This is a genomic window from Stenotrophomonas rhizophila, assembly GCF_020857975.1.
Taxonomy (GTDB): Bacteria; Pseudomonadota; Gammaproteobacteria; order Xanthomonadales; family Xanthomonadaceae; genus Stenotrophomonas; species Stenotrophomonas rhizophila_C.
Window position 1 is genome coordinate 59751 of the sequence record NZ_JACWUO010000008.1, and the last position, 17472, is coordinate 77222.

Consider the following 17472-nt stretch of genomic DNA (forward strand, 5'->3'; position numbering starts at 1 on the left):
CATCAACGGCCCCGGCACGGTGGGGTGGAATCGGCACTGCGCGGCAACAGCAGCAGCGTCGCCGGCGATTCCACCGCGTCGGGCAGGCCTGCCAGCGGCAGGCCCTGTACGCGCTGGACGATGGCCGCATCGCGCCGTGCATCGCCGCTGGAGCTGAGCAGTTCGGCGCGGGCGATGCGCCCGGCCTCCGGCCACACCGCCAGCGCCGCGCGGTAGCTGCCGGGACGGGTCAATGAGGTGCCGCACAGGGCGCGCTCCAACGATTGCTGGAGGATGACCGCCGCACGCCGCCGCTGCAGGTCGGTGCCGGCGTGCACGCTCGCCGCCGGCGGCGCCGACGCGGGCAATGCAGCCGCTGCCTCCGCCGCGACCAGGGTCACCGCAGCGGCATCGACATAGCGGGGCGCAAGCCCGGTACCCACCAGCATCAACTGCAAGGCCTCCCTCTGGTGATAACGACCGGCGATGGCCGCCGAGCGCAGCCCACCCAGCAGCCCCGCGTCACTAAGCACAGCGACCCCGGTGATTTCCCCGTACTGTTGCAATGCCTGCGGCAAGGGCTGGGCGGGGATGTCGAAATGCAGTGGCGGTGCGGCCGGCGCAGTGCCGTCGGCGGCGTGGGTCGCCCCTGCCACCAGCAGCCCGGCCAGCCACAGCAACCAGGCGGTGCCGCGCAGGCATCGGCATGCGACGCCTGCCACGACCATACTCGGCCTGCTCCCCGTTCTGCGCCCAGTGTCATCAAACTGCATGCAAGACACGCCAGCATCACAACGCCAAGCCGGTCACATTAGGGCGGCTTCATTGCAGAGCGGTGACACCCATGCGTTTCCCGGATTGCCTGTATGCCCCACCGCTGCACGCCGCCCTCGCCGTGGCCCTGGCGGTGCTGCCCGGCCACGCCGTGGCGGCACCGGACGGCGCGCAGGCAACGCCGGCGCCGGCCTGCATCGAGCTGGAGGTCAATGGCGAACGCATCCGCGACTATGCGTGCCTGGCCCGGCGGCTGGCGCCGGCCGACAGCACCGCGCCGTCGCCGGCCGCCGCGGCATCGGAACAACGCGTGCGCCAGGCTCCCAGCACGCTGGGCCTGGCCCACCGCGCCGCCACCCAGCAACGGATGGGCAACAGCTTCGGCATCTCGACCCGGCCACAACGCCCCGCCCCGGCGCCAGCACCGCCGCCGGTGCCGGTGCCGCCGCGGCCGGGTTACTGAGCCGGCGCTGCGGCGGGCGGTTGCAGCGACAGCGACAGCCGCAGCGGCTGGCGCATGTCCGCCGGCGGCGCGGCCGGCAGGGGGTCGCGCTGCAGCACCGCGCGCAGCGCCGCTTCGGTGTCGGCGCGCCGGTCGCCCGGCGTATCCAGCCGCAGTGCGCTGATGCGGCCATCGGCGGCAATCCACACACTCAGCGCCAGCGTGGTGGCCTGCGTACGCGGCGGCAGATCGCCGGCCTGCGCCGCTTCGGCGTCGGCCAGGCGCTGGCCCAGAACCTCGCCAACCTGCTGCGCATAGGCCAGCCAACTGGCCGGCACCGGTGCGGACACGGCGCTGCCGGCGATGGCCAGCCCACCCAGCATCAGCCAGGCGCGGGGGCGCGCCCAACGGGCACGCAGGTGCAGCAGCCACTGCCGCCACGGAAAGGAATGCATACGGACTGCTCTGGGTTGGCCACCGGCCGGTGGGTGCCCACTGTGGGCACGCCAGGTGACAGCACGATGGCGGCCGTCGCGGCGGCACCGGTTATGCCCGGTACCGCCGCGGCGTGCAGTCAGTAGCGGCCGTCGAAGGCGAAGATCGGCTTGCGCTGCTGCCACAGCCCGGCGGTGAAGTCCGGGAAATCCAGGGTCTGGAAACCGCCGGCGATGGACTGCTCGGACAGCGGGGTGATCGCGCTCCAGGTGACCGCATCGTAGATGTCGATCGGCATCGGCGCCCTGGCCTTCAAGGCTTCGACGAAGGCATGGATGACGAACCAGTCCATGCCGCCGTGGCCGGCGCTGGCCGCGGTGGCGGCGTGCTGCTTCCACAGCGGGTGTTCGTACTGGTCCTGGTAGGCCTGGAACGGTTCCCACTTGTGCGGCGGGCTGCGGCCTTCGATATGGATGGACTGGTTCACGTCCATCCACAGGCCCTTGGTGCCCTGCACGCGGAAGCCCATCGAGTACGGGCGCGGCAGCGAGGTGTCGTGCTGCAGCAGGATGGTTTCGCCGTTCTGGCAGGCCAGGGTGGTGGTGACGATGTCGCCGAGCTTGAAGGTGGCCTTGGTGCTGGGATGGGTGGTGCCGCCGCTCTTGGCCACGGTGTACTCATGCAGCCCGCGCGCCTTGCTGGCGAACGCGTTGATGCGGGTGAAGCGGTTGCCGCGGTTGATGCCGGTATACATCGCGCACGGGCCGATGCCGTGGCTGGGGTAGAGTTCGCCGTTGCGCCGCACCGAATGTTCGGTGCGCCAGCGCGCCTCGGACCAGCCCTTGGCGCCGAACTCCACGCCGCTGTCGTAGGGCTGGCCGGGGTCGCCGGAGTTGAACTTCACCCCGCGCAGGTCATGCTGGTAGCCGGCCTGCAGGTGCACCAGTTCGCCGAACAGGCCTTGGCGCACCATCTGCAGCGCGGCCATCACATCGCGGCGGTAGCAGACGTTTTCCAGCAGCATGTACGGGGTGCCGGTGGACAGCTGGGTCTTGAGCACATCCCAATGGTCCTGCAGGGTAATGCCGGCGACCACTTCGCAGCCCACCGCGACCTTGGCCTGCATCGCTGCGATCGCCATCGGCGCGTGGTATTCCCACGGCGTGGCGATGATCACCCCGTCCAGGCCGCGCTGTTCCAGCAGGCGCTTCCAGGCGTTGACGTCGCCGTCCTGGCCGTAGGCCTTGGGCGCCGGTTTGCCGGCCTTGGCGACCATCTCCATGCCGCGCTTGAGCATGATCGGTTCGATGTCGCACAGCGCCACCACCTCGACATCGTCGCGGCGGACCAGTTCCTTCAGCAATACCTGGCCGCGCATGCCGGTGCCGATCAGGCCCAGCCGCACCTTGCGTCCGCGCGCCCAGGCCGGTGTCTGCGGCAGCAGGCTGCTGGCGGCGACGGCCGCGCTGGCGGCGATGAATTCTCTGCGTTTCATGGACAGTACCTCGTGTAAAGATCGCGCCGGCCGGAACCGGCGCGATGGGAGCATCAGAACTTGTAGCCGACGGTCAGACTGTAGCCGCGACCGAAGATGGTGGCGTAATCGCTGGAATCGCCCAGGAAGCTGTTGGGATCGTAGAACGGCAGGCGGTCGAACAGGTTCTTGATGGTGAAGCCGACGTTCCAGTGCGCATCCGGGCGCCAGGCCACGCTCAGGTTGGCGGTCCACCACGACGGGGCGCCGTCGCACTTGCTCTGCTCCACCGGCAGGTAGCCGGCGGTGCAGGTCTGCGGGTTGTTGTCTTCTTCATCGATCTGCTGCAGCGCCCACTTGGTGCCGCCCACGTAGTTGATGAACATGCTGGTGGTGACCTGCTTGTAGCTCCAGTCGGCATTCAACGTGGCGCGCAGGCGCGGGTTGTTGTAGTAGCCGACCAGGTCACCGTAGTACCAGCCGCTTTCGTCGTCCAGGTAGGAACGGTTGCGGTTGGCGATGGTGGCGGCCACGCCGATGTTCAGGTTGCCCCAGTCGCCCAGCGAGAAGCGGCTGCGCGCGTCGATGTCGAAGCCGTCGATCAGGGTCTTGCCGCGGTTCTTGTACTGGCCCACCACGCTGGCCACATTGCCGGCGCTGTAGCCGGGCAGCGTGCCGGGACAGCTGACGCCGCTGGCCGGGTCGGCGCACATGGCGGCCAGCGCGGCCTGGTTGGCGCGGTCGGCCTCGGTGATCGGCGAGCGCGTGGACGAGATGATGTCCTCGTCGCGGGTGTAGTCCGGGGCGACGATTTCGTTGCTGCGGTAGATGAACCAGTAGTCGGCCGACACCGACAGCCACTGGGTGGGCTCGTAGACGAAGCCCAGCGTGGTGATCTTGGCCTTCTCCGGCTTCAGCTCCGGGTTGGGCTGGGTCATGCGCGCCACGGTGCGGCTGCAGTCGCTGTTGAGCAGGGTCTTGCCCAGGTCCACGTCGCCGCCCCGGCCGGACTGCAGCAGCAGGTTGGCGATGGCGTTGGTCTCGTTGCAGCGCAGCTCGTCGCGGTAGCCGCCGAGCTGGGCGAACACCCCGCCGTTGCCGGACTCGGCCAGGCTGGGCGCCCGGAAGCCGGTGGAATAGGTGCCGCGCAGCATCAGCTGGTCGAACATCTGGTACTTCAGGCCGACCTTGGGCGCCAGGTTGGCGCTGAAATCGGGGTACTTGTCCACGCGCAGGGCCGCATCCAGTTCCAGCTTCTCGGTGAGCGGTGCCACGGTCTCGGCAAACAGCGCATAGGTGTTGCGCTTGCCATCGAACCACGAACCACCCTGCTGGGTGATCAGGCCGTTGGCCGCGTCCGGATTGCCGGGGGTGTAGAAGGTTTCGCGACTGGCGTTGAAGCCGAACGCGGCGCGTACTTCGCCGGCCGGCATCTGGAACAGCGGGCCTTCGATCTTGCCGTCCAGGGTATGCAGCCGGGTCCAGGACTGGATGTCGAAGGTCGGGAAGGCCTCGCGGATCAACGCGGCGTTGGCTTCGCTGATCTCACCGAACTTGTATGCCGGATGGTCGGAGATGATCACCCGCCCGGTGCCCGGGTCGATCGAGTACGGGCCGAACGCGCGCTCGAAGCCGGCCAGGTTGACGTTGGTGGTCTGGTAGGTGACCGAGTGGCTGCCGGCGGTGGCGAAGGCGGTTTCCCAGTTCCAGTCGCCGGCGGTGCCGCGCAGGCCGGTCACTACCCGGTAGCTCTGGTCGGTATTGCGCTGGCCGAAGTGGCCGGCGCCCACGTCCTGCAGCAGGTACTGCAGGCCGACCACGCCGCCCATCAATGCCTTCAGTTCGGGCGATGCGTGGTTGTACTCGTTGTTCGGGCCCAGGTACGGGTACAGGAACTGGTTGACGGTATTGCCGGTGTTGCGCGAGAACCAGCTGGTCGGATTGCCGGTGGTGGTGCCATAGGCGCGCGGGGTGCCGCCGTTGGCGGTCAGGTCGATGTCGGTATAGGTCGCTTCGGCGAAGGCTTCGGTGCTGTCGCCGATCAGGAAGTGCGCGTTGACGTAGGCGGTGTTGCGTTCGGACTTGGCACCGGCGTCGATCTCGTTGTTCATCCAGGTTTCCCAGATGCAACGCGGGCCGGCCGCTTCGCTGGTGAGTACGTTGTTGCAGCCCGGCGCAGCCTCCTGCACGCGCCGGCCGGTGGCCGGGTCGAAGGCGAAATAGCTGCCCGGGTTGAACTCACCCGGCTTGCTGCCGACGCCCAGGCGCAGGTTGGGCAGGTAGTTGGGATTGTTGACGTAGTACTGGCTGGGGCGCTTGTCGTAGAAGTCGCTGAGCGGAATCGCGTCGCGGCGGTACAGGTTGACCGAGGCGTACACGTTGTAGCGGTCCGCATCCAGGTCGCCGAAGCCGGCGGTGATGCTGCCCTGGTGTTCGCCGTAGGAGCTGATCCGCGAGGATTTGTCGGTGGTGAGGTTGATCTCCGCGCCCTGGTAGGAGCGCTTGGTGATCACGTTGATCACCCCGGCCACCGCGTCGGTGCCGTAGACCGCCGAGGCGCCGTCGGTCAGCACTTCCATGCGTTCGATCGCCGCGGCCGGAATCGCATCGATGTTGACGAACTGGGTCTGGAAGCCGGCCGGCGCGCCGTAGTACGACAGGCGGCGGCCATTCAACAGCACCAGCGTGCCTTGTGCGCCCAGGCCGCGCAGGTTGGCCTGCGAGGCGCCGTCGGAGCCGGTGAACAGCGAGCGTGCGTCCTGCTGGGCCGGCCGCGCGGCCGGCAGGTTGTCGAGCACCTGCAGCAGGGTGCGCGCGCCCATGTTCTCGATGTCCTGCTTGCTGATCACCTGCACCGGCGAGGCGGTTTCCACGTCGCTGCGCCGGATATTGGAACCGGTGACCTCGATCCGCGACAGCTCGGTGGCCTTGGCGTCGGGCGTGGTGTCCTGCGCGCCGGCAGTGCCGGCCACGGCCAGGGCCATGCCCAGCGCGATGGACAAGGGGGTAGCGGTGATGCGGCGATGGCGATGGCGTTCGGTCAACATCTTTGTCTCCTTGTTCGATCCGCAGCGTGGGGCTGGCGGTGGATGGGTGTTTTCGGGCAAACGTCCCCCGTGCCGCGGCCGGAGGGCCGCAGACGGGAAACGGGAGAGAGCGGTATTTCGAAAGCGGGTTCGATTACGGCGACACGATGCTGGCGGTATCGCCCTCCTGGCCGATCAAGGCGGCATTGGCCCAGTTGCCACAGACCTGCGCCGGGTTGTCGCCCTGCGCCCCCAGCGTGCGCAGGCTCAGCCGTCGCAGGCCGCGCACGTCCAGTTCCGGTTTGACCACGCCCGGCGCCTTGACCAGCCCGCTGTCGTACAGCAGACGGTCCTCGCCCCAGACCTGGAACTGCATGCCGCCGGCAGCGCGGCATTGGTCGTCGATGCCCAGGTCGGCACGCAGCAGGCGCCAGTTGCCGCCCAGCTGCAGGTCGATCCGGCTGCTCGCGCCGACGCCCAGGCCGCGGCGGAAATGCAGGCCGTTCATGCGCATGTCGGCCTGGCCACCGAAGGCATGATCGGTGGCGACGCCGGCCTTCAACGGGGCCGGCAGCGGCAACGCGGACAGATACAGCTGCTGCGCCGGCCCTTCCGGCTGCGGATGTTCCAGCACGTGGAAGCTGGACAACACGATCGGGCCGACATCGCGCGGCTGCAGCGCATCGACCGCCCGCGCCACGCTGCCCTGGGCAGCGGTCACCATCGGGTCGGCAGCGCCGGCGCCGTCGCCTTCCGGATTCTGCGTGCTCAGTACGCGGAAGCGCAGCAGGCGGCCGGCATGGGCGGGGAAGTCGATCTGCTGCTTGCCCTGCTGCAGGGTCAGGCGACCGCGCTTGACCGGTTCGCCCCACTCGCCATTGCTGTCGGCCAGGTAGATTTCGTAGTCGCGGATCTGGCCGTTCTTCCAGTGCTGGTCGTTGCGCGGCGCCAGCTCGATGCCGTCGATCAGCTTGCGTTCGCCGAAACCGAGCACCCATTCGTGCGCACCGGTCTTGACCGCCTGGTTGCGCACGGTGCGGAACCAGGTGGCCGGATCGTCGTCGAAGGCCTTCTCCATTTCATAGCCCTGCTCCTCGGCCGGGCGGTTGACCACCAGCAGGCTGTCGGAGGGCAACGCGCGGCCCAGTTCCGGCGCGGCCGGGAAGGCATCGTCGGCCGGCGCGGCGGCGATCGGCAGATCCAGCTGCAGCGCGAGTGCCTGGCGGATGTCGGTCGGTGCGGTGCGCACGTGCAGGGTGCCGCGGCGCTCGGCCGCATCGAAGTACCAGCCCTCGCCCGCACCCTGCCACGCTGCCTGGTCGGCCAGCATCGGCAGCGCGCGACCCTCCAGCGTCACCGCGGCCGGGCGCTGGCGGCTGAGCACGCGCAGCGCATAGCGGCGCTGCGGCAGCTGGCCGGCGTACTGGCCCTGCACCGGATCGATGCGCACCTGCACCGGGCCCGTGCCCTGCGCCGGGGCCTGCACCGTGATCGCCTGCGTGCTGGACTCGCCCTTCTCATAACGGCGGGTGGCGCCATCGTCTTCGTACAGCGTGTACTGCGAGGTGCCCTGCGGATACAGATCGAAGGTCACTTCGTCGAGCGGCTTCTCACCGTCGTAGAGCATCGCGGGGTACATCGGGATGATCGCCCCGGCACGCACGAACACCGGGATCGTGGCCAGGTCGACCGGACGATCCAGCGATCGCCCGTCCGCGCCGGCCTGCAGCTGGCGGCCGTCCCAGTAATCGATCCAGCGGCCCGGCGGCAGGTGGACGTCGCGGCGCCAGCCGCGGCTGGCGGCCTGGCTGCGGTACACCGGCGCGATCAGCAGCTCGCGGCCGAGCAGGAACTGGTACTTGTGCGCTTCGGTATAGGCCTGCGGATCCTGCGGGTAGTCCCACATCAGCGCGCGCAGCAGCGGGGCACCGGTGGTCGCCGCGTCATGCGCCAGCCCGTACATGTACGGGGTCATGCGCATTTTCAGCTTGAGGTAGTCGCGGTTGACGCTGCGGTAGGGCTCGTCGAACCACCACGGGTGCTTGCGCGCATTGCCGGACCAGCCGGACATGCCCATCAGCACGGGCGTGAAGCTCTTCCACTGCAGGTCGCGGGTGAAGGTTTCGGCGCTGCCGCCGAAGATCGCATCGACGTCGCCGCTGGCATAGGCCATGCCCGACAGCCCCGAGCCGATCAGGGTCGGGATGTGCCAGCGGATGTAATCCCAGCTGCTGCTCTGGTCGCCGGTCCAGGCCACCGCATAGCGCTGGATACCGGCCCAGCCCATCACCGTCCACAGGAACGGACGCGAATCGGAGTTGTTGAGGATGCCGTTGAACGCGGACTGGTTGGCGTCCATCGCGAACTGGTAGCCCTTGCCGGTCCAGGCCACGTCCAGCTTCTGCACGCGGCTGCCGGCGGTGCCCACTTCCCAGGCGATCTTGTCGACGCCGTTCTCGGTCCACAGGCCGGTCCTGAAGCCGTACTTCGCCAGGCCCTGCACGGTCTCGGGCAGCTTCTTGTAGCCGCAGCCGTAGCCGTCGTTGGGCAGGATCCAGCCACCGGGCATGTCGTGGTCGCGGTACTGCCTGGCCACGCTGTCCACCACGTCCGGCGTGGTGCCGGTCGGGCCGTCGCTCCAGCCGTCGGGCACGCTGCCGGGCTTCTTGATGTTGTCGCCATCGTTGTAGCAGTCGGCATCGCCGTAGGAGAACGCCCAGCGCGGCAGCAGGCCGGCGCGGCCGGTCAGCGTGGTGTAGCGGTCCAGCAGGGTGTGCAGGCTCGGCCCGACGAAGTAGTACGCATCGAAACGGTCTTCGCGATGCAGCAGCGTGGCCTGGTCGGCTTGGCGCAGATCGTAGGTGCCATCGCTCCAGGTGTTGCGCAGCATGCCCCAGCCGCGCGAGCTCAGCAGCATCGGCGCGGGGTTGGGCCGATCGCCCTCTTCCCAGCCACCGGAGTACGACACCTCCAGCTCGCGGCCCTTGAATTCGAAGCGGCCATTCTGCTGGCCACCGCCGTAGAAGTGTTCACCGGCCTCGCTGGAGAGCACCTGCACGCTCTGGTCCTTGTCCAGGTCCAGCGGCTGCAGTTCGCGCCACAGGGCGACATCGCGGCCGCCCTCGCGGCGATCCAGCGACAGGCGCAGCGGTTGGCGCTGGATGTGCAGCACCAGGGAATCGGTGCGGATGCGCACTTCATTGCCGTCTTCTTCCAGCTGGTAGGCCACCTTGGCGGCCGCCTGCGGCAGCACGATCGGCGCGGCCTTGTCGCCGGCCGGCAGCAGCGTGCCGTCGCGCCCGGCCTGCACGCGCAGCACGTCCTCGCCCAGCAGCTCCACGCGCAGGAGGGCGCCGCTGTCGGTGCGGACTTCCCAACCGGGATTGCCGTCCCTGGCCGGCACGGCGCTGATCGTGCGCAGGTTGCCCAGCGGCTCGGCCTGGGCCGGTGCGGCCAGCGCCAAGGCCGCCAGCAATGCGACAGACAGACCAGTGCGACGTGTACGGCTTTCCACCTTGCCCCCAAGCCCGCGTTCGGCGGGTATCTGCAACCAGTGCGGCCGACTCTAGGGCAGGGCCTCGAAAGATGTCAACAAATTGCAAAGAAAAAGGAAGGATATTTTCTCTAAAACGAAAGATGACGCAAAGCAACACTTTCCAAACGCCACCTGAATGCGCAATTCGTGTCGCCTGAAACCTTGGTGCACCGCGCCATTACTGGGCAGCGCCCGGGTGATTCCGATCGAAAAGTGTGACCGAGCAAGCTTTTCTTTATCTTTCGATATTTGACATTTCGAAAGAAAACGCGGAAGGTTCGCTCGCCCAACAGGAATTGCGAATGGACGCTTCTCTGCTCTCCGACTTGCCCGCCTGGCAGCGCCTTGGCGGCGCCCATACCGCCGAAGAAATCGCCCAGCAGCCGTCCATGTGGACCGCCCTGGCCGACGTGCTGGACACCGCCCGGGCCCGCCTCGACGCCTTCCTTGGCGACCGCCTGCGCGACCCCGGCCAGCTGGTGATCCTCACCGGCGCCGGCAGCTCGGGCTTCATCGCCGAGATGGTGGCCGACCAGATCAATGCGCAGTGGCCGGCCGAGGTGCGCGCCGTCCACACCACCAGCCTGCTCACCCATCCGGCGCTGTACCTGCGCGGCGACCGCCCGACCCTGCTGGTGTCGTTCGGCCGCAGTGGCTCCAGCCCGGAAAGCGTAGCCGTGGTGGAGCTGGTACGCGACCAAGTGGCCGATGCGCGCTTCCTGGACATCACCTGCAATGCCGAGGGCGAACTGGCCAAGCGTGGCCAGGGCCGCAACGACACGCTGTCGCTGCTGATGCCGGCGGCCAGCTGCGACCGTGCCTTTGCCATGACCAGCAGCCTGAGCAGCATGCTGCTGGCCGCGCTCAGCGTGTTCGACCGCGCGCCGTGGCCGCAGCGCGTGCAGCGGCTGCTCGACCTGGCCGGGCATGGCGAGCGCGCCCTGCAGGGCTGGGACGCAGCAGTGGGCGGGCTGGCCCAGGCCGCCTACACGCGCGTGATCTACCTGGGCAGCGGCCCGTTGGAAGCGCTCGCCCGCGAGGCCGCGCTGAAGGTGCTCGAACTCACCGGCGGCCGCGTGCTGGCGCTGGCCAACACCCCGCTCGGCTTCCGCCACGGGCCCAAGTCCACGCTCAACGGCGACACCCTGGTGGTGATGCTGCGCAGCGCGCAGGCGCTGTCGCGGCGCTACGAGCAGGACCTGCTGGACGAGCTGCGCGGCGACGGCATTGCCGCGCGGGTGATCTCGGTTGGGCCGGACGGCAGCGACCGTGCCGACGGCGACTTCGTGCTCGCCGCACCGGCGCTGCCCGATCCGTGGCTGGCGCCGCTGTGGCTGCTGATGCCGCAGTGCTATGCGCTGCAGCGCTCGGCCGCGCTCGGCATGACCCCGGACAACCCCTTCCCCGACGGCACCGTCAATCGGGTCGTGCAGGGCGTCACCATCCATCCCCATGGCTGAGCAGGCCACGCCCATGCAGAGCTGGTACGGCATCGATGTCGGCGGCACCAAGATCGAGCTGGTGGCCTATGACAGTGAGTTGCGCGAACGGCACCGCCAGCGCGTGACCACGCCCACCCAGGCCTACGACACCTTCCTACAGGCCCTCACCGGCCTGGTGCGCAGCGCCGACCTGGCGCTGGACACCGCCGGCAGCGCGGTCGGCATCGGCCTGCCCGGGGTGCGCGACCGCAGCGGCCGCCAGCTCAGCGCCAACGTGCCGTGCCTGACCGGCCAGCGGGTGGGCGATGACTTGCAGGCCCTGCTGCAACGTCCGCTGCAGTTCGGCAACGACCTGCAGTGCTTCGCCCTGAGCGAGGCGCACCAGGGCGCCGGCGCCGGCTACCCGAGCATGTTCGGCGCGATCCTGGGCACCGGCGCCGGCGGCGGTTTCTGCGTGGGCGGCCGGCTGGTGGCCGGGGCCAACGGCATCGCCGGCGAGTGGGGGCACTGGAGCATTCCGGCCACCCTGCTGCAGCGCCACGCACTGCCGGTGCTGGCCTGTGCTTGTGGCCTGCGCGGCTGCCTGGAGCGTTATGTCTCCGGCAACGGGCTGGCGCTGATCCACGAAGGCCGCGGCGGGCATGCGCTGGATGCCACCGCCGTGGTGGCGCTGGCCCAGGCCGGCGACGCCGTCGCCCAACAGGCATTGGCGGTGCACCGGGACCTGCTCGGCTACAGCCTGGCCAGCCTGATCCTGGCCCTGGACCCACACGTGATCGTGCTCGGTGGCGGGCTGTCCAAGCTGGAACAGCTGTACCGCGACCTGCCCGACGCGATCGCACCGTACCTGTTCGATGGCATGGTCGTGCCGCCGATCCTGCCGCCCCGCTTCGGCGATGCCGGCGGCGCGCGTGGCGCGGCGCTGTTGGCGCGCCAGCAGCATCCCTCCCGCTGAACACCGTTGTTACTGGAGTTGCCATGTCCGCCATCCAATCGCTGATCGCCGCCCACCGCCAGGGCCAACCCGTGGGGCTGTACAGCGTGTGCTGCAGCAATGCGCAGGTGCTGCTGGCCGCGATGCAGGTGGCCAGCCACTATGACACCCTGCTGCTGATCGAGGCCACCTCCAACCAGGTCGATCAGTTCGGCGGCTACACCGGCATGACCCCGCCGCAATACCGCGATTACGTGTTGCAGTTGGCCCGCGATGCCGGCTTCCCCGCCGAGCGGCTGGTGCTGGGCGGCGACCACCTCGGCCCGAATGCCTGGCAGAAGGGCCCGGCCGAGACCGCCATGGCCAATGCGCGCGACCTGATCGCCGCCTACGTGGCCGCCGGCTTCCACAAGATCCACCTGGACTGCAGCATGTCCTGCGCCGACGACCCGACCCCGCTGCCCGATGCGATCGTGGCGGCGCGGTCGGCCGAACTGGCGCGCATCGCCGAGCGCACCGCGGCCGACCACGGCCTGCCGCCGCCGGTGTATGTGATCGGCACCGAAGTACCGATTCCCGGCGGCGAAGCCTCGCTGGCCGGTGGCCTGCAGGTGACCACGCCGGCCGCGGCCGCAACCACGCTGGACATCCACCGGGAGGCGTTCTCCGCCCCGGACCTGCTGCCGGCGTGGGAGCGCGTGATCGCGATGGTGGTGCAGCCCGGCGTGGATTTCGACCACAGCAGCGTGCACTACTACGACCCGGCCGCCGCGCGCGAGCTGTCGGCATTCGTCGAGCAGCAGCCGCGCATCGTGTTCGAGGCGCATTCCACCGATTACCAGACCGAAGCAGGCCTGCATGAACTGGTGCGCGACCATTTCGCCATCCTCAAGGTCGGCCCCGCGGCGACCTACGCGTTCCGCGAAGCGGTGTTCGCGCTGGCGATGATCGAAAGCGAACTGCTGCCGGCCGCGCAATGCTCCGGACTGATCGATGTACTGGACCGCTGCATGGTCGACAAGCCGGGCAGCTGGCGCGGCTACTACCAGGGCGATGAACACGAACTGCGCCTGCTGCGCGCGTATTCGCTCAGCGACCGCAGCCGCTATTACTGGGGCGAGCCGGCGGTGCAGGCCGCGCTGGACACGCTGGTGGCCAACCTGACCGCGCACGCCCCGCCGCAGATCCTGCTCAGCCAGTACCTGCCGGAGCAGCAGCGGGCGATCGAAGCCGGCCAACTGCGGCCGGACCCGCTGGCGCTGATCCGGCACAAGGTCGCCCAGCGCCTGGCCGAGTACGCCCGGGCCTGCAATCGCAACCGCGCGCCGACGAAGAACGAAGCTTCCCGGGCCACGGAGCTTTCGGAACGGTAAGCTTCGGCTTTCCTTCCGAATGGAATCGCCTCCCATGCGCAATACACGGCAGCGCCGCCAACAGATCCTGCAGATGCTGGTCGAGCACGGCAACGTGCAGGTCAGCGAACTGGTCGCCCGGTTCGCCGTGTCGGCGGTGACCATCCGCGCCGACCTGACCCACATCGAATCGCAGGGCCTGGCCACCCGCACCCACGGCGGCGCCACCCTGGTGCGCACGCCGCCGCAGGAACAGGACATTCACGAGAAGGACGCGCTGAACCTGCCGCTGAAGGACAGCATCGGCGTGCATGCCGCGCGGTTGGTCAAGCCCGGCGACAACATCATCATCGACTCCGGCTCGACCACCATGACCCTGGCCCGGCACCTGCGCGGGCACCGCGATGTGACGGTGATGACCAACGGCCTGAACATCGCCTGGGAACTGGCCAACGCGCCGGGTGTGGAGCTGCTGCTCACCGGTGGGCTGCTGCGCAAGCAGTCGTTGTCGCTGCAGGGCAGCCAGGCCGAAGCCAGCCTCAATACCTACAGCTTCGACACCCTGTTCCTGGGCGTGGATGGCCTGGACCTGCAGTTCGGCCTGACCACCCACCACGAAGCCGAAGCCAGCCTCAACCACCGCATGGTCGAGCGCGCGCGCCGCATCGTGGTGCTCACCGACGCCTCCAAGTTCGGCCGGGTCAGCCTGCACCGCATCGCGCGGCTGGACCAGGTCCACACCATCATCACCGACGCCAGCATCGACGCCGAGTACCTGGAAGGGCTGCAGCGGCTGGGCATCGAAGTGATCATCACCGGCTCGCCCCCGCCATGACCGCACCCCGCACGCTACACGGCCGCATCCTCACCCCATCGGGGTGGGTGCGCGGCGATCTGCGTTTCGACCAGCGCATCCTCGCCATCGATACCGCGCACGCCGATCCGCGCGGCGACGAGCAGGTACCGCTGGTCCTGCCCGGCTTCATCGACCTGCACGTGCATGGCGGTGCCGGGGTGGACATCATGCAGGGCGGCGATGCGGCCGCCACCGTCGCCCGCACCCACGCGCGCCACGGCACCACCGCGCTGCTGGGCACCACCATGACCGCGCACGAGGACGACATCGTGCGGGCGCTGCAGGGGTTGGCCGGCGCGATCGGCACGCGCGCGACGGGGATGGCGCGCGTGCTCGGCGTACACCTGGAAGGCCCGTTCATCAGCATCGAACGGTTGGGCGCGCAGCCGCCATTGGTGGTCGAGGCCACCCTGGACGACGTGCGCCGCCTGCATGCGATCGCGCCGATCAAGGTGCTGACCCTGGCCCCGGAGATCGGCCAGCACCAGGCGCTGATTCCCGCATTGAGCGCACTGGGCATCCGCGTGCAGCTCGGCCACAGCGCCGGCAGCTACGAAGACGGCGTGGCCGCGCTGGATGCCGGTGCCGCCGGCTTCACCCACCTGTTCAACGGCATGACCGGCGTAGACCACTACCACCCCGGCATCGCCACCGCCGCGCTGGCGCATGCGCAGTACGCCGAGCTCATTCCCGATCTGCAGCACGTGCATCCCGGCGCGATCCGCACCGCCCTGCGCGCGATCCCGAAGCTGTACTGCGTCACCGATGCCACCGCCGCCACCGGCATGCCCGACGGCGAGTACGCGCTGGGCGTGCAGCGCGTGCACAAATGCCTGGGCTGCGTGCGGCTGTCCACCGGCTCGCTGGCCGGCAGTGCGCTGACCATGGACCAGGCGCTGCGCAACCTGGTCTCGCTCGGACTGGACATCGCCGACGCCTCCAACCGGCTGTCGCGCTACCCGGCCGATTATCTCGGCATCGACGACCGCGGCCGTCTGGCGACCGGTGCCTGGGCCGACCTGGTGGTGCTCGACCACGACCTGCGCGTGCGCGGCGTGGTGGTGGAAGGCGACGACATCGCGCTCGACTGAGCGTTGACCCCGCGCCGCCACGGCGCATGCAATGCAGAACAGGACCGGCACGATGAACGATGTTTCCGCAGCCCTTCCCGTGCACGCCGGCGCCTCCGCGCCACGCTGGCCGGTACGCTATCTGTTGTTCATCGGTGGCATGGGTGGGCTGCTGTACGGCATCGACATCGGCATCATCGCCGGCGCCCTGCCTTACCTGGAAGCCACCGCGACCGCGAGCTGGCACCTGACCAGCCAGCAGCTGGGTTTCGTGGTCGCCGCGGTGCTGCTCGGCAGCGTGCTGTCCTCGCTGTTCGCCGGCATGGTCGCCGACCTGATCGGGCGCCGTGGCGCGATGCTGCTGGCCGGCGTACTGTTCACTGCCAGCATCCCGGTCATGGCGCTGTCCGATGGCTATGGCGCGCTGTTGATGGGGCGGCTGCTGCAGGGCATCAGCGGCGGCCTGATCGGCGTGGTGGTGCCGCTGTACCTGGCCGAAGTGCTCAGCCCGGAGCGGCGTGGCCGTGGCGCGGCGATGTTCCAGCTGCTGCTGACCATCGGCCTGGTGCTGGCGGCGGTGATCGGGCTGTACCACGCCCATGCGGTGGATGCGGCCAGCGAGGCGGTGCGCCACCTGCCTGCGGCCGAGCAGCAGCGCCTGCTGTTCGACGTCAAGGACCATGCCTGGCGCACCATCTTCTGGAGCTGCCTGCTGCCCGGGCTGGTGTTCACCGCTGGCGTGCTGCTGATCAGTGAATCACCGCGCTGGCTGGTCCGTCGCGGCCGCATCGACAAGGCCCGCAGCGCCCTGCAGCGCACCGTCGCGCCGGCCAAGGTCGAGCCGACCCTGCAGCGCATGCAGGCGCCGGAGGACATCCAGATCGGCCGCAACGGCAAGCGCGATCCACTGCTCAGCCGCCGCTACGTGTGGCCGTTCGTACTGGCCTGCCTGGTGCTGGCCTTCACCCAGGCCACCGGCATCAACTCGGTGCTGGCCTACGCGGTCAACATCCTCAACCAGGCCGGGCTGCCCGGCGCGGTGGCCAATGGCGCCGATGTGGCGATCAAGCTGCTCAACGCGGTGATGACCGTGGTCGCGCTGTTGCTGGTGGACCGCAAGGGCCGCAAGTTCCTGCTGATGCTGGGCAGTGGCGGCATCACCGTGTCGCTGCTGGCTGCAGCGCTGCTGTTCGTGCAGAGCGAACGCGGTCGCATCGACGTGCAGGCCCAGCTGCAGCAGCAGGTGGCCGGCAGCAGCCTGTCGCTGCCGCTGGATGCGGCACGGTGGCAGCAGCTGGACGGCAATGCCGGTAGCGGGCCGCAGCAGCTGACCGTGTCCTATGCCTACGGCGGCTTCAGCAACGTGCGCTCGCTGCGCAGCGACAACCCGATCGACGCCACGCTGCAGATCCGCCGCGAGGACGCGGTCTCGGCCGACAGCGTGATCGGCCGTTTCTTCCGCACGCTGCACCTGAATCCATTCCCGGACCCGACGCAGGCGGCCAACGCACCGCTGGTGATCGAGCGCGCCATGCTCGGCCCGGTGCCCTCGCCCACCCATGGCTGGCTGGTGGCAGGCTGCATCCTGGTCTTCGTCGCGTTCTTCGCGGTCGGCCCCGGCGTATGCGTGTGGCTGGCACTGTCCGAACTGATGCCCACCCGCATCCGCTCCAACGGCATGAGCATCGCGCTGTTGATCAATCAATTCGTGTCCACCGTGATCGCGGCGATCTTCCTGCCCACCGTCGGCCACCACGGCTATGCCAGCATGTTCTTCTTCTGGGCCGGCTGCACCCTGCTGTACTTCCTGGTCGCCGCGTTCTGGCTGCCGGAAACCAAGGGCAGGTCGCTGGAGCAGATCGAGGCGGGGTTTACGACGCAGCGGAACTGAGCCATCGAAAGGAAAGGAGACGGGTGTCGTTCCACACCCGTCCATGTCGGTTTCAAGCTAATTTCGGCTTCGCTATTTCAGATTGATGAATTCTCAAATCGAGCATCAATCCATTGAATAATTGAAATTCCACTGCCTCGGGATAGTGACTAGGCTGCCCGCAAGCTGAACAACAAGTTCAGCACGCGATCAAGCCCTCCACTGAACGTGATCATGCGCACCGAGGCGGTCCATGAAGCATCGTCATACCAGAAGTGCGGCA

At 68.8% G+C, this 17472-nt stretch carries 12 protein-coding genes; 7 read left to right on the forward strand and 5 right to left on the reverse strand.

The genetic code is table 11. From position 1 onward, the window contains the following. Nucleotides 1-2: 2 nt before the first annotated feature. Nucleotides 3-701, reverse strand: a complete 699-nt coding sequence (locus IC535_RS09775) for a hypothetical protein (protein ID WP_228886060.1) — start codon at nucleotides 699-701, stop codon at nucleotides 3-5. Nucleotides 702-823: 122 nt separating this feature from the next. Here IC535_RS09775 and IC535_RS09780 point away from each other — a divergent pair, with 122 nt between their 5' ends. Then, a complete protein-coding gene (locus tag IC535_RS09780; RefSeq protein ID WP_228886061.1) occupies nucleotides 824-1216 on the forward strand; it encodes a hypothetical protein in 393 nt (130 codons plus the stop codon). Here IC535_RS09780 and IC535_RS09785 read toward each other — a convergent pair. The 4 genes from IC535_RS09785 to IC535_RS09800 form a co-directional block, all read right to left on the reverse strand. After that, entirely contained in the window at nucleotides 1210-1650 is a 441-nt protein-coding gene (locus IC535_RS09785) for a TonB C-terminal domain-containing protein (RefSeq protein WP_228886062.1), read from the reverse strand. The two genes, IC535_RS09780 and IC535_RS09785, sit on opposite strands and share 7 nt — an antisense overlap. A gap of 119 nt (nucleotides 1651-1769) precedes the next feature. Next, the gene (locus IC535_RS09790; protein WP_228886063.1) at nucleotides 1770-3125 is read right to left on the reverse strand and encodes a Gfo/Idh/MocA family protein; all 1356 of its coding nucleotides are present in this window, start codon (nucleotides 3123-3125) and stop codon (nucleotides 1770-1772) included. A gap of 53 nt (nucleotides 3126-3178) precedes the next feature. After that, nucleotides 3179-6151, reverse strand: a complete 2973-nt coding sequence (locus IC535_RS09795) for a TonB-dependent receptor plug domain-containing protein (RefSeq protein WP_228886064.1) — start codon at nucleotides 6149-6151, stop codon at nucleotides 3179-3181. A 133-nt stretch (nucleotides 6152-6284) separates the two neighbouring features. Continuing rightward, entirely contained in the window at nucleotides 6285-9644 is a 3360-nt protein-coding gene (locus IC535_RS09800) for a TIM-barrel domain-containing protein (protein WP_228886065.1), read from the reverse strand. A gap of 323 nt (nucleotides 9645-9967) precedes the next feature. Between IC535_RS09800 and IC535_RS09805 the strand changes: the two genes are divergently transcribed. From IC535_RS09805 to IC535_RS09830, 6 genes are read left to right on the forward strand one after another with little or no spacing between them, the layout of a single operon-like run. Next, complete coding sequence (locus IC535_RS09805; protein ID WP_228886066.1) at nucleotides 9968-11125, forward strand: SIS domain-containing protein; 1158 nt, start codon at nucleotides 9968-9970, stop codon at nucleotides 11123-11125. A gap of 13 nt (nucleotides 11126-11138) precedes the next feature. Beyond that, nucleotides 11139-12062, forward strand: a complete 924-nt coding sequence (locus IC535_RS09810; protein WP_228886067.1) for an ROK family protein — start codon at nucleotides 11139-11141, stop codon at nucleotides 12060-12062. Nucleotides 12063-12085: 23 nt separating this feature from the next. Then, nucleotides 12086-13414 carry a D-tagatose-bisphosphate aldolase, class II, non-catalytic subunit gene (locus tag IC535_RS09815; protein WP_228886068.1) on the forward strand — a complete coding sequence of 443 codons (1329 nt, stop codon included), beginning with the start codon at nucleotides 12086-12088 and terminating at the stop codon, nucleotides 13412-13414. Between the two features lie 34 nt (nucleotides 13415-13448). Continuing rightward, nucleotides 13449-14228 (forward strand): DeoR family transcriptional regulator, encoded by a 780-nt coding sequence (locus IC535_RS09820; protein WP_228886069.1) that lies wholly within the window; start codon nucleotides 13449-13451, stop codon nucleotides 14226-14228. Continuing rightward, a complete protein-coding gene (gene nagA, locus IC535_RS09825; protein ID WP_228886070.1) occupies nucleotides 14225-15340 on the forward strand; it encodes an N-acetylglucosamine-6-phosphate deacetylase in 1116 nt (371 codons plus the stop codon). The genes IC535_RS09820 and nagA overlap by 4 nt, the downstream gene beginning before the upstream one ends. Nucleotides 15341-15392: 52 nt before the next feature. Then, entirely contained in the window at nucleotides 15393-17210 is a 1818-nt protein-coding gene (locus IC535_RS09830; RefSeq protein WP_228886071.1) for an MFS transporter, read from the forward strand. Nucleotides 17211-17472 lie beyond the last annotated feature (262 nt).

Bases quoted from the DNA above. Each gene is read 5' to 3' on its own strand.
- IC535_RS09780 (WP_228886061.1), top strand. From the start codon at position 824: ATGCGTTTCCCGGATTGCCTGTATGCCCCACCGCTGCACGCCGCCCTC.
- IC535_RS09785 (WP_228886062.1), bottom strand. From the start codon at position 1,650: ATGCATTCCTTTCCGTGGCGGCAGTGGCTGCTGCACCTGCGTGCCCGT.
- IC535_RS09790 (WP_228886063.1), bottom strand. From the start codon at position 3,125: ATGAAACGCAGAGAATTCATCGCCGCCAGCGCGGCCGTCGCCGCCAGC.
- IC535_RS09795 (WP_228886064.1), bottom strand. From the start codon at position 6,151: ATGTTGACCGAACGCCATCGCCATCGCCGCATCACCGCTACCCCCTTG.
- IC535_RS09805 (WP_228886066.1), top strand. From the start codon at position 9,968: ATGGACGCTTCTCTGCTCTCCGACTTGCCCGCCTGGCAGCGCCTTGGC.
- IC535_RS09810 (WP_228886067.1), top strand. From the start codon at position 11,139: ATGCAGAGCTGGTACGGCATCGATGTCGGCGGCACCAAGATCGAGCTG.
- IC535_RS09815 (WP_228886068.1), top strand. From the start codon at position 12,086: ATGTCCGCCATCCAATCGCTGATCGCCGCCCACCGCCAGGGCCAACCC.
- IC535_RS09820 (WP_228886069.1), top strand. From the start codon at position 13,449: ATGCGCAATACACGGCAGCGCCGCCAACAGATCCTGCAGATGCTGGTC.
- nagA (WP_228886070.1), top strand. From the start codon at position 14,225: ATGACCGCACCCCGCACGCTACACGGCCGCATCCTCACCCCATCGGGG.
- IC535_RS09830 (WP_228886071.1), top strand. From the start codon at position 15,393: ATGAACGATGTTTCCGCAGCCCTTCCCGTGCACGCCGGCGCCTCCGCG.